At 64.8% G+C, this 12,646-nt stretch carries 6 protein-coding genes; 5 read left to right on the top strand and 1 reads right to left on the bottom strand.

Annotated elements, in window-relative coordinates; translation table 11 throughout:
* Positions 1-83 precede the first annotated feature (83 nt).
* Positions 84-6,257 (bottom strand): type I polyketide synthase, encoded by a 6,174-nt coding sequence (locus OH799_RS08395; protein WP_406281919.1) that lies wholly within the window; start codon positions 6,255-6,257, stop codon positions 84-86.
* A 1,731-nt stretch (positions 6,258-7,988) separates the two neighbouring features.
* On the opposite strand from OH799_RS08395, the gene OH799_RS08400 reads away from it, so the two are divergent.
* The 5 genes from OH799_RS08400 (at position 7,989) to OH799_RS08420 (ending at position 12,521) form a co-directional block, all read left to right on the top strand.
* Positions 7,989-8,906 carry an MHYT domain-containing protein gene (locus OH799_RS08400; protein WP_406277461.1) on the top strand — a complete coding sequence of 306 codons (918 nt, stop codon included), beginning with the start codon at positions 7,989-7,991 and terminating at the stop codon, positions 8,904-8,906.
* 38 nt (positions 8,907-8,944) lie between these two features.
* A complete protein-coding gene (locus OH799_RS08405; protein ID WP_406277464.1) occupies positions 8,945-10,123 on the top strand; it encodes a serpin family protein in 1,179 nt (392 codons plus the stop codon).
* A gap of 61 nt (positions 10,124-10,184) precedes the next feature.
* A complete protein-coding gene (locus OH799_RS08410; protein WP_406277467.1) occupies positions 10,185-10,337 on the top strand; it encodes a hypothetical protein in 153 nt (50 codons plus the stop codon).
* 268 nt (positions 10,338-10,605) lie between these two features.
* Positions 10,606-11,817 carry a cytochrome P450 gene (locus OH799_RS08415; protein ID WP_406277470.1) on the top strand — a complete coding sequence of 404 codons (1,212 nt, stop codon included), beginning with the start codon at positions 10,606-10,608 and terminating at the stop codon, positions 11,815-11,817.
* Between the two features lie 377 nt (positions 11,818-12,194).
* Positions 12,195-12,521 carry a hypothetical protein gene (locus tag OH799_RS08420; protein WP_406277473.1) on the top strand — a complete coding sequence of 109 codons (327 nt, stop codon included), beginning with the start codon at positions 12,195-12,197 and terminating at the stop codon, positions 12,519-12,521.
* Positions 12,522-12,646: the final 125 nt, after the last annotated feature.

The following is a 12,646-nucleotide window of genomic DNA, read 5'->3' on the forward strand; positions in this document are numbered from 1 at the left end:
ATTAATTCCATCAGCCATATCAGCCCTCGCCGAATCGGTCCGGTCGGATTATCGAGCTGATCGCCGCGGATCACCATCGCGATTCACCTTTTGCCTACATCACTCGAGATGGAGCGAAGCCACTGCCGAATCTGCACCGCCGCAACTGGTGCCGCCTCGTCGATGAGGGAGAGATGGTCGGCGGATATCTCGATCGTGTCGCCGTGATGTTGCCAAGCCGGAATCGGTTCGGACAAATCGAGGCCCGGCATTGCGGTGGTGGCGCGTAGAACCAAGGTGGGAGCGGCTATCGACCGGGCGGGGCGTTCGCCGTAGATCCGCACATAGTTCGCCATCACGACCAGGGCACGGTCGTCTACGGAGATCAACTCGTGACCACTATCGAGCACCAAGCCCATCGCACTCGCGAGAACAGCGCGGTTACCGTCCTCGTCATGAGGCGAATAGGTGTCGAGCATCACGACACCCAACGGGCCCCTACCGCGCTCCGCGAGTCGTCCGGCGAGCCCATGCGCGATCGCTCCGCCAATCGAGTAGCCGGCCAGCGCGAAAGTATCCGCACCGATGGTGTCGAGGGTGACGTCGGCAAGGTGGTCGAGCAAGGCATCCCAAGTAGATGGCAGCGGTTGGCCCGCTCGCTTCCCGGGCAACCACAATGCGGATACGCCGAAGTCGCCGCCGAGTTCGCGCGCCAATCGGCCGAACTGGTGTGGCCCATTGCCGATCAAGAAGGATGGGACGCAGATCAGTTGGGGTCCAGCACCGCCGCGCGCCAACAGCATGGGTTTGGAGGAACCTTCCGGATCGGCCTGCTCATCGAAAACGGCGCTCAGTTTGGCGCTTTCGATCAACAACGGCAGCGCCGCGTTCACGTCACCGCGCCGATGCGCCTCCAGGACCAACTCTGTGATGCTGCCGCGCGGTCCCGATGTGGTGGGTGGCGCCTGGTCCGGGACCCGAACGGCGACGCCCAGCTGCGACTGCAACATCTGCGCGACAGCGGCGGCGGTCGGATACTCGAATATCAGCGTCGACGGCAAGGACAGGCCGGTGATCGCGGCGAGCCGGTTACGGAATTCCACCCCACCCAGTGAGTCGAACCCGAGTTCCGCGAACAGTGCATCGGCGGCTACGGCCTCAACCGAACGGTGTCCCAGGACCACGGCGGCGAGGGACCGGATCTCGTGCAGAATGACGTCGCCGTGTTCGGACTCCGGCAATGTCGCCAGACGTCGTGCAAGCGAACCGCGCTCGTTGTCCGACTGCGCAGCGGCCGGCCTGCGCACGATATCGCGCAGCACCGACGGCAGTACTCCGGAGCGTGACAGCGCGGTGAGTGCGTCCATATCGAGCAACGCGGTCAGCACGAGTGAATGGTTGGTCGCCAAAGCCTTGTCGAACAGCTCCAATCCCGGCTCCGGAGTGATCGGCACCAGACCGAGGCGGGTGCGGATCTGGCGAACCACATGCTCGGCGCCTTCCTGATCGAGTGCGCTCGCCATACCAAGGGTCCACAGACCCCACGCCAGGGAATGCGTGGGCAGGCCGGATTCCCGACGGTGATGAGCGAGTGCGTCGAGGAAACGGTTCGCAGCCGCGTAGTTGCCTTGGCCCTGCCCCCCGAGCAAGGGCGCGGCGGACGAGAACATGACGAACGCCGAAAGATCGTGCCCCCGGGTAAGCTCGTGCAGATTGAGCGCCGCATCGGTTTTCGGCCGCATGACCCGGTTCACCTGTTCGGTGGTCAACGTCTCGATCGTGCCGTCGTCGATCACACCGGCGCTGTGCACCACGGCAGTCAGCGGGTGTTCGGCCGGAATGGTCCGCAGCAACTCGCCCAGCGCCTCACGGTCGGAGACATCGCAGGCGGCGACCCGAACGTCCGCGCCCTCTGCTGTGAGTTCGGTGACGAGTTCTGCCGCGCCCTCGACAGCTGGTCCGCGCCGGGAGACCAGGAGCAGTCGCCGGACACCGTGCGCCTCAACCAGATGCCGCGCCACCAACGCGCCCAGTCCGCCGGTACCACCAGTGATCAGGACCGTTCCAGTGCCGAACGAAACCGGTTCCGCGCCCGACGCACCGGCCCGTACCAGCCTGGGCACCAGTGCCCCGGAGCCACGCAATGCCACCTGCGGCTCTCCCAGACCCACAGCTTCGACCACCGCGTCGGATGTCAACGCGGTCGCCTCGTCACGGTCGATCTGGATGATCCTCCCGGGATATTCCGACTGAGCGCACGCGATCAGACCGGATACGGCCGCTGCCGCCGGATCGCACAACTCCCCTGGTATTTCGGCGGCATTCCGGGTTACCACGACCAGCGTGGATTTCTCGGTTCGTTCGTCGGAGATCCAGTCCCGCACTGCTGTCAGCGCCGCATCGACGCGCAGCCGGGCGACCTGGGCCATATCCCCCTGCGCCGCTACCTCGTCCGAATGCCAGACAGCGATGTCGGGAATGGATGCCGCGGCGAGCAGAGCATTGAGATCCGGGTATGCCTCGACACAACCCGGCAGCGTCACCGAACCCAGCACCGCTACCGCGCGCTGTGGCACGGCAATCGAGGTCTGCATCGATGTCCAGCCAACGGTGTAGAGCGGGTTGGATGTGGCGCGAGCGCGGTGCAGCGTTCGGGTGTCGACTGGACGGGCGAGAACGGCGTCGATCGTGACTACGGGTTCCCCATAGGTGTCGACGGCATCAACGCGGACGGTGTCTTTATCGACGAGACCGACGCGCACCCGTAGACCGGTAGCCGAGTCCTGGTGCACACGCACTCCGGCGTATGAGAACGGCAACGGCACACTCCCGGCACCGGTATCGGAGAGCCGGTCCAGCGCAGGATGAAAGGTGGCGTCCAACAACGCCGGATGAATCCGGAACTGCTGCGCCTCAATGTCTTCGGGCAGTAACAGTTCCGCGTACACCTCGGTACCAGATGTCCAGGCCGCGCGGACTCCTTGAAAGGCTGGGCCGTATCCGAAACCCATATCCGCCAACCGCTTGTACAACCGCACGGGATCCACCAGTTCGGCCCCGGACGGCGGCCATACCCGCCCATCCCACACCGTGTCGCTGTCCGCCGCACCGACTCCGGCGTGGGCCAGCACCCCCACCGCATGTGACACCCATCCCGCATCGTCGACATACGCACCGGACGCGACCCGGGAGTGCACCACGAACCGTCGACATCCCGCATTGTCGGCGGGCTCGACAACGAGCTGAACATCAACAGCCTCGTCGTCGAGCAACAGCGGCGACTCCAGCACCAGTTCCTGGACCACGTCCAGTCCCAGCCGGCCGCCGGCGTACAACGCCAACTCCACGAACCCGGTGCCCGGGATCAATACCGACCCGAAAACGGCGTGGTCGACAAGCCATGGCTGTGTCCGCACCGAAATCTGTCCCGTGAACAGCCACTCGTCCCGACCCACCACCGGCACCGCACTGGTCAGGAGATGATCCGACCAGTGCGTCGCCGCGGCGGGCCTCGGCTCCAGCCAGTACCGTTGATGCTGGAACGCATAGGTCGGGAGGTGAACGCGACGTATTACCCGGCCCGCGAACAACGGCCGCAACGCGACGCGGATGCCCGCGATGTGAGCCTGCACGAGGAACGTCACAAACTGGGTAGCCTCGTCGGTCGATCGCCGGGACGCGGCTGCCACAAGCGACCCGGGTTCCACTTCTGGATGACCGGTCAGGCACTCCCTCGTCATCGCAGCCAACACCGCGTCCGGACCGATTTCCAGAAAACGCCGCACCCCCGACTCGACGAGCGCGTCCACACCCGCCGCGAACCGCACACACCCCCGAACCTGGTCCACCCAGTAGTCGGGATCGGTCACCTCCATGCCGACGACGGCGCCGGAGGTGTTCGACACGATCGGAATCAACGGCGACTGATAGGTCAGGCTTTTGGCGACGGAACGAAACTCGGCCAACATCGGTTCCATCAACACCGAATGAAACGCATGACTGACCCGCAACCGGGAGATCTTGACGCCGTCACCGACCAGCAGCTTCTCTACCGCCTCGACCGCGTCCGCGGCACCGGACAACACGACCGACTCCGGTCCGTTCACCGCCGCGATCGACAGACGATCTCGGTATTCCGCCAGAATCTCCACCGCCTGCGCCTCGGTGATCGCCGCCGCAAGCATCGCCCCACCCGTCGGTAGCGCACCCATGAGCCGACCTCGCGCCGCCACCAGCGCACAGGCATCCGGGAGCGACCACACCCCGGCCGCATAAGCAGCGGCAAGTTCCCCGATCGAATGCCCCGCCAGCACGTCCGGGGTGATCCCGAACGATTCGACGAGCCGGAACAGCGCGACCTCATACGCGAACAGCGCCGGCTGCGTGAATTCCGTCCGATTCAGCAGCGCCGCTGAATCCTCGGCGAACATCAGGTCCTTCAACGACAGCGCGGAGCTCCTCGAGACGTGGCGGTCGGGCGACGGGTGGGCCTGCCCGAGCAACGGCTCCAACTCCGCACACACCTCATCCAACGCCGCCGCGAACACCGGAAACCCGCGATACAAGCCCGCGCCCATTCCCACCCGCTGCGCACCCTGGCCGGTGAAGAGAAAAGCAGTGGTGCCCGATCCGACTTTCCCCTCAACCACACTGCCCGCAGACACACCCGAGGCCAGATCGGCCAACCTCGCCAGCAACTGCTCCCGATCACGACCCACCACCGCGCCGCGCCAATCCCACTGCGTCCTGGTGTCGATCAGTGACGATGCCACGCTCCACAGATCGTCGGCAGCTGGATTGTCGATCAGCCATTGCCGCAATCGATTCGCCTGGGCTCGAAGCGCATCGCTGGACTTTGCCGATACCAGCAGCGGCACCGCTTCCATCGCGACCACATCGCCCGCCGCGGTCTCCTCGGCGGGCTCGGGGGCTTCTTCGATGATGACGTGTGTGTTCGTCCCGCTGATCCCAAACGACGACACCCCCGCCCGCCGCACCCGACCAGCAGAAGCCGGCCACGGCTGCGGCTCGACCAGCACCCGCACATCACCCGCCGACCAATCCACATGCGGTGAAGGCGCATCCACATGCAACGTCTTCGGCAACATCCCATGCCGCAACGCCTGCACCATCTTGATCACGCCACCCACACCCGAAGCCGCGACCGCGTGCCCGATATTCGACTTCAACGACCCGATTCGCAACGGCGCCGACCGACCCTGCCCATACGCGGAGAGCAGCGCTTGCGCCTCAATCGGGTCACCCAGCGGCGTCCCCGTTCCATGCGCCTCCACTGCATCCACATCAGCCGGTCCCAGTCCGGCAGCCGCTAACGCAGCCGCAATGACCCGTTCCTGCGACGGACCATTCGGCGCGGTGAGGCCATTCGATGCTCCATCCTGATTCACCGCCGAACCCCGAATAACAGCAAGGATGTCGTGTCCCAACCGCCGCGCGTCCGACAACCGCTCGACGACCAACACACCCACACCCTCCGACCAACCCACGCCATCCGCAGCGGCAGCGAACGACTTGCAGCGGCCGTCGACCGCCAGACCCCGCTGACGCGCGAAGTCCACGTACAGCTCTGGGGCCCCGGAGAGCGAAACACCGCCCGCCAGTGCCAGCGACACCTCGCCCTTCCGCAACGCCTGGCACGCGAGGTGCAGCGCTACCAGCGACGACGAGCACGCCGTGTCCACCGTCATGGCCGGGCCCTCCAAACCGAGCACATAAGAAACCCGGCCGGAGATCACGCTGTCCGAATTCCCCGTCAGCCGAAACCCTTCGTGTTCGCCGCCCACCCGCTCGCCATACCAGGACGGGGTAGCACCGACGAACACACCGGTGTCGCTGCCGCGCAACGTCACCGGATCAATACCCGCGTCTTCCAATGCCTCCCAGGCGACCTCCAGAACCAGCCGCTGCTGCGGATCCATTGCCATCGCCTCGCGTGGACTGATACCGAAGAACCCGGCGTCGAAAGCGCCTGCTTCGGTTAAGAATCCGCCTTCCCGGACGTAGGTGGTGCCGGGCTTGTCCGGGTCTGGGTGGAACAGCCGTTCGAGGTCCCAGCCGCGGTCTGTGGGGAAGGGCGTGATCGCGTCCGTGCCGGACACCACCAAATCCCACAACTGTTCCGGCGACTCGACACCACCCGGATACCGACAGCTCATCCCCACAATCGCAATTGGCTCGTCGATCCGCTCCCGAAGCTGCGTCAGGTCGTCGCGGGTCGCCATGAGCTCCACAGTGACCTTTTTCAGGTACTCCATCATGCGTTCGGACGAATCGCCGGTGCTTGTGTCCACGTCTCACATCCAGAGGTATTACGAGGTTGCCAAAGGCGCCGGTGGCGCGAGCAGCGACGCAGGCCCACCGAGCTACCGGTATTCAGGTTGTCGAAAGAGCCCAGTGGCGCAAGCGGCGACGCAGGCCCACCGAGCTACCGATATCGTTTGGTGAGGTATCGGTTACGAGGCGGCGACTCGAGCGAGGCGGCCAGCCATAGGTCGATGTGGTCCATGGGTGAATGGTCCTTTCACTGCGGTGAAAGGTGTGTCAGTAACGTCGCCGTTACCCGACTCGCCACCCGCTGCCAGTGCCCGACTCCCCCCGCCCAGAAGACGAAATCAGTGCTCATTCAATATCTCTCTCGGCCAAGCAAGCTGCTGGACATGCGTACAAGTTGCCTGCTGAGCAGTCAGCTTGCCAGCCGAATCAGTTTCTCGCAACCGATGAACCATCCCTGGGGAGGGAGCGGTCGTAGCTACTCACTTGCATCCCTTAATGTTTGATTTCTGTCGGGTTGATCATGGTGGTGGCTAGCAGTTTTGGCAGCGCTCCGTCGTATTTGCGGCTGCTGGAGCTGGTTTCGCATCCGTTGGCGTTGGTAACGGGCTGTTGGAGCGGCATGCCGAGCAGGCGAAGCTGATGGCAGCGCAGGCGGACCGGATCACGGAGTTCGAGCCTGCGAATTTGTCGAGTTCCTCGCGTCCACTGTGGATGAATGCGCCGTTGAGCAAGACGACGACGATGAAGCCGTTGGGGCGTCGAGGTTTCCGGTCACAGACTAAGCCGAGGTCATCGTCGGTGGTGATGCGGTTGTCCGACAACCACTATTACGGTGCACTACGACACGGGCCAGACGAAAACAACAGCAAGGCAACCATACTCATCCGTTATGCCCGCACCCTCATCGAACCGTTCACCAGCTTCGCGGACATGATCCTCCGGTTCGCGGTCGATCGGAGTCACCAATTGCGGTGTCGCGGCGTGCCAGCACCGACGTGACCGGACCGAACGGCTCGGCCTCGTGCGGAGGCGATGGCATCGGCGTCCGCCGAGATGAGCAGCGTAGGTCCCGGTTGTGACGTCGACGCCGGCCTCGTTCAACCGCAGGCCCAGGCGCGTCGATGGCGACGCCCGGCCGCCGACCTCCGAGCCGATCACTGACACGCCGCTGGCAGTTCCTTCGTCCAACCAGAACCGGAGCGGGTGTGCAACCAATCGACGATTCCGATGTTGATCCCGTCGTCGACTACTGGGCAATCTCGGTTGCCGGTTGCCGACCCGTCGAAGGCGAAGATGCGCAAGGACTTCTCGATCATGTGCATGGGCTGGCTTCGGATTTGCTGCTGTCTTGCGTGTGGATCTGCCGACACCCTGCGCGTGGCTTTGCCAGTACTTAGCGCGTGTATCTACCGCACTGCTCTGATGTGGTAGCCCATCAGTATGGCCAACGCGGACCGCGGCGGTAATGCACCAGCCGACGACCAGCCGGGCGGTGCGCCTCAGGGCGATCCCTTGCGCCGCTACGGCCACAAGATCGGGGTGATCTCCCAGGAAACTTGCCTCTTTTGCCGTAAACTGAGTGGCAGCTCCAGACAGGGTGCCAGCAGCGCAATCACACGATACGAACTGTGCATTATGCAACCCTCGGCGAGTTGCGCTATCGTCGCAGTTCGATTTGCTGGCAAGAAGCCAGCCCCTAGCTACGGAGCGTGTGCGTGCTGGAACTCGATCACTTCAGCTACGGGTGGGTGACCCCCGTCCTGGCTTACATCATGTCCGTCGTCGGATCGCTGCTCGGCCTTCGGTGTGCGGTGCACGCCCGATCGTCGCGCTGGCCCACAGGTTGGCTCATCGCCGCGGCCATTTCCCTCGGTGGCGCCGGGATCTGGGTGATGCATTTCACCGCGATGCTCGGCTTCTCCATCCATGGTGGAACCATTCGTTACAACGTGCCGATGACACTGCTCAGCGCGGCCGTGGCGATGGTGGTGGTATGGATCGGGCTGTCTGTCGTCGTGCGCTGGCGACGGGAAGTCCTGGCGCTGCCGATCGGCGGTGCCATCACCGGGCTCGGCGTGGCCGCTATGCACTACCTGGGCATGCATGCGATGAACACCGATGCGATCGTCGGCTACAAGCTCGGAACTGTTGTGCTGTCACTCGTGATCGCCGTGGTCGCGGCGACCGCGGCGCTGTGGTTCATGCTGCACGTGAAAGGCATCCGCGCGACCATCGGCGCGGCGCTGATCATGGGCCTCGCGGTGTGCGGCATGCATTACACCGGAATGGCATCGATGCGCGCCGAGCACGTCGGTCAGCATGTCGTGCCCGACGGTGCCGACCCCATGCAGCTGCTCGCACCGCTGATCATGACCGTCACCGTGGTCACCATCATGCTGATCATCATGGTCGGCCTGGCCGAACTCGACGAGCTCGGCAAGACCGATCCACTCCCCGCGCCTGCCCAGCCCGAACCCGCCCAGCCCGAATCAGTACAGCCCGAATCCGCCCAGCTTCGATCTGCCCGGTTCGGGTCCACCCAGCGCAAATCCGCCACGCTGACAACCGCTCCCGCCGATCTGCCCCGAAGTGGCCGCGAGTGGCCGCGGCGAGAACCGCCGGGCCAGCGCTGACTTCCCTCCAACCTGGAGGCGGTCCGTACCGTTATGCGGTGCAGACTTTTTTGACGCCACACGTCGGCGCCGTCAACGAGTTGACCGCGCGGTGGTGCGCCGTCGCGGGCGACGACGACTTCGTCGTCTCCGGAGCCGGGGTGTGGCCGCTGCTGGCCCTGCTCGCCACCGCGGCCGACGGACCCGCGCGGTCGGAACTGGAGGCCGCGGTCGGTGTGTCCGCGCACGCGGCGCACGCGGCGGCGCTGCGGACGCTGGACATTCTCGCCGACGCCGTCGACGTGTCGGCTGCGCTCGGCATCTGGATCCGCGGAGATCTTCCGCTCCACGATGATTGGCTACACGCACTGCCCACCAGCACGGTCGATCTGCTGACCAGCCAAGCTGCACTGGACGAGTGGACGCGGCGGTACACCGACGGGTTGATCGAACGGTTTCCCCTTTCCGTCACCTCCGACACGCTGCTGGTGCTGGCCACAGCGCTGGCCGCCAAGACGAGCTGGCGGGCTCCGTTCCGCGACACCGTCATGGTGCCGGAAGCCGGCCCGTGGCAAGGACGCCGGCTCGCCGCGCTCACCCGCGTCGACACCGAACCGAACGAAGTCGCCGTCTTGGACGGACCGCGGCCGGTGACCCGGGTGCTCGTCACCGGGCGGGGCGACGTCGATGTGCATCTGCTGGTGGGGTCGGACAGCCCCGGCGATGTGCTGGCCAGCGGATTGGCCGCGCTCGGCGGGTTGGCGCCCTACCGCACCGGACTCGACGCAGGGCCTGGCGCGCCGGGGCTGACGATGCGGCGGATGTTCGGTTACGCACAGCGCGACACCTTGCATGTTCGCCTGCCACCATTCGCGATCCGATCGAAGCACGACCTCATCGCGCGTGCCGAACTATTCGGACTGCGGGCGGCCACCGATGCCGGCCGGGGCCACTTCCCTCGAATCTCGCCGGTCCCGCTGTCGATCGAGCAGGGCGCGCAGGATGTGCTCGCCAGGTTCACGCGCGACGGGTTCGAGGCCACAGCCGTCACCGCGCTGATGGCGGCACCGGGTGCGGCGCCGGCGATCCGTGCGCAGCGCCACACCACCGTGCTGGAAGTGACCTTCGACCGCCCGTTCGGCTTCCTCGCCGTCCACCGCCCGACCGGGCTGGCGGTCGCCGCTGGCTGGGTCGCCCACCCGGCCGATGCACCGTCCCCACAGCTCCCCGTGCGATAACGAGTTCGCGCCATCACCTGCGCGCACCGTCGCGGCGAAGTCCGCTGTGACGCTTGCCTGGATGGGAGCCCGGACCGAAACCTGGAACACCCGTCACTGCCAAGGCGTGACCACCACCCGGTCGGTCGAGTACCCCGACCTGAACCGGCAGCGCACTCTGTCATCGAACTCGCTGCGCGGAACCTGCCCTGACCCGGCGTATCTCGCTCGCTGACTACAGGCCGTCACCACGCAGCGTTTCTGGATGAAGCACGGTGACCACCACCCACGCCGACTACCGGCCGTTGCGCGCTGAGCGAGTGATCGCCGCCGACACCACCATCCGTATCCGGGACAGGTTTCCATCGGTTTCCGCCGCGGAGTTCTGTTCCGGGGCAGAGGAACTCGGTTTCAGCGACACGGCTGGCAGTGGTGATCCACACTCACTTGGTACCGCCGGTCCGTATGCGTGCGGGCCAACCGTTCGCGCTGTGGGAGAGAACATGACCGAGTCCGTTGTCCATCTGCCGACCGCTGGAGAATCAGTCTTCGACACCTATGAGCGAATCCGCCAGCAGGGCACGGTCGTTCCGATCGAGCTGCCGGGCGAAGTCGCGGCCTGGCTCGCGGTCAGTCACCAGGCGGTGAGCGAAATCCTCGCCGGCGACGGCACACTGTTCAGCAAGAACGCCCGCAATTGCCCCGCACTGCACGATGGGACCATTCCGGCGGACTGGCCCCTGCGTGCACTGACCGACATCGATCACATGCTCAACAAGGATGGTGACGATCACCGGCGGGCACGCAAAGGGATCAGCCAGGCATTCACCCCCGCCCGGGTCGCCGCGCTCGAACCCCGAATCCGGCAGATCACCACCGAACTCATCGATGATCTTCGCGATCACAACACCGAAATCGATCTGGTTTCCCATTTCACCACGCCGCTACCGGTTCGGGTGATCTGTGAGCTGTTCGGCGTGCCGGCAGGAGAACACGCACAAATCCGGCGCTGGGCCACGACGGTCGTGTCGCACACCAGCACAGGCGAGGAAACGCAGACCGCGGTGACGGAGATGATCGCTTATCTCACCGAACTGCTGGACCGCAAGCGGCGCGCACCCGGTGACGATCTGACTTCCGCGCTGCTGCACGCCAACGGCGAGAACGGATTGGCCGACGACAAGCTGGTCGAAACGTTGTGGCTGGTAATCATCGCTGGACACGAGACGACAGTGCACCTGCTGGGAAACGCGGTTATCGCGTTGTGCTCCCATCCCGAGCAACTTGCCAAAGCGCAGGCCGAGGACCGGTGGGCAGATGTCGTCGAGGAGATACTGCGTTTCCGTACGTCTGCCTGCGTCATGTTCAACAGGTACGCGCTGCAGGACGTCACCATCGCAGGTGTCGATATTCCCGCTGGTGCCATCGTGGGGTGGTACGCCGGTGTCGGACGGGATCTGCGACGTCATCCGGACGCCGATAGCTTCGACATCGATCACGATCACCGGGACCAACTGGCTTTCGGTCGCGGACCGCACTTCTGTCTCGGCGCACCTCTGGCTCGACTGGAAAGCCGAATTGCGTTGTCCACGTTGTTCAATACATTTCCCCGCCTGAGCCTGGCGTGCGACCCCGGACTGATCCCCCACAGCCCGCAGTTCATCACCTGCGGGCCCCTCGCTCTGCCCGTGCTCCTCGACACCGCCGCCAATTGACCAGTGCCGGCTGATCGGACGGCCGAGCACGACTCGTATGACGGGCGAGGAGAAGGATGCCGCTCCGCACCCGAGGCGGCACGACGCTGCGCGGCGCGGCGGTGTCCACGTGCACGCGTGCGTGGGCAGTCACCCTGGACGCGTAATAGGTTGTCGAGCCCAACAATTCGCCGAATTTTACGACCAAGCGCAGCACGCGAGGCAGGAGTCGCGCGTTTTGGCCGTGACCGCCCCAGATGTTGACATCAACTGCTGTTGACAACATATGATGTCAACAGATGTTCAGCCTGATCGACTCGACCCAGACAACACCGCGAGAGCTTCGGGCACACAGGCACTTTCACCAATTCAGCAACGAACGTGGCAAAGGAGTCCCGATGAGAGCGAAACCATCCGCGCTGGGATATCTCCGCAAAGACGTGTCAGGTGTGTCCCAGGATTGGGACGAGGCGCAGATGCGAAGCTTGGCGAAACGGCTGGGCTACGAGCTGACCAAGACCCTGACCTTCGGCGCCACCACCGACGAGCCGGTGGGCCGACTTATCGACGTCGCCCGGCACTGTGATGTCGATGCGGTGATCTCCCCGAGTCTGCATCACTTCGACGATGCGGTACCCGATGAATTGGTCGAGGTGTGTGATCTGATCACGGTGACGCCGGAACAGACTTTCTCTCGATCGGTATTATCGCGGATCTGGGCGTAGGTCTGATCCGCCACGACGAAATAGCGTGCGGCACCATGCCCGCGCACTCGAGCACGAAATCCGACTCCCGGAGTAGGAAAAAGCTCGCGGCCCGCCGACTGCGGGCAGTCCACGGGCCGCGAAGG

This window comes from Nocardia sp. NBC_00881, assembly GCF_045207455.1.
Classification (GTDB): Bacteria; Actinomycetota; Actinomycetes; order Mycobacteriales; family Mycobacteriaceae; genus Nocardia.

Excerpts from the sequence above, each read along its gene's own strand:
- OH799_RS08395 (WP_406281919.1), bottom strand. The coding sequence starts at position 6,257 with ATGATGGAGTACCTGAAAAAGGTCACTGTGGAGCTCATGGCGACCCGC.
- OH799_RS08410 (WP_406277467.1), top strand. The coding sequence starts at position 10,185 with ATGGGAGCCCGGACCGAAACCTGGAACACCCGTCACTGCCAAGGCGTG.
- OH799_RS08415 (WP_406277470.1), top strand. The coding sequence starts at position 10,606 with ATGACCGAGTCCGTTGTCCATCTGCCGACCGCTGGAGAATCAGTCTTC.
- OH799_RS08420 (WP_406277473.1), top strand. The coding sequence starts at position 12,195 with ATGAGAGCGAAACCATCCGCGCTGGGATATCTCCGCAAAGACGTGTCA.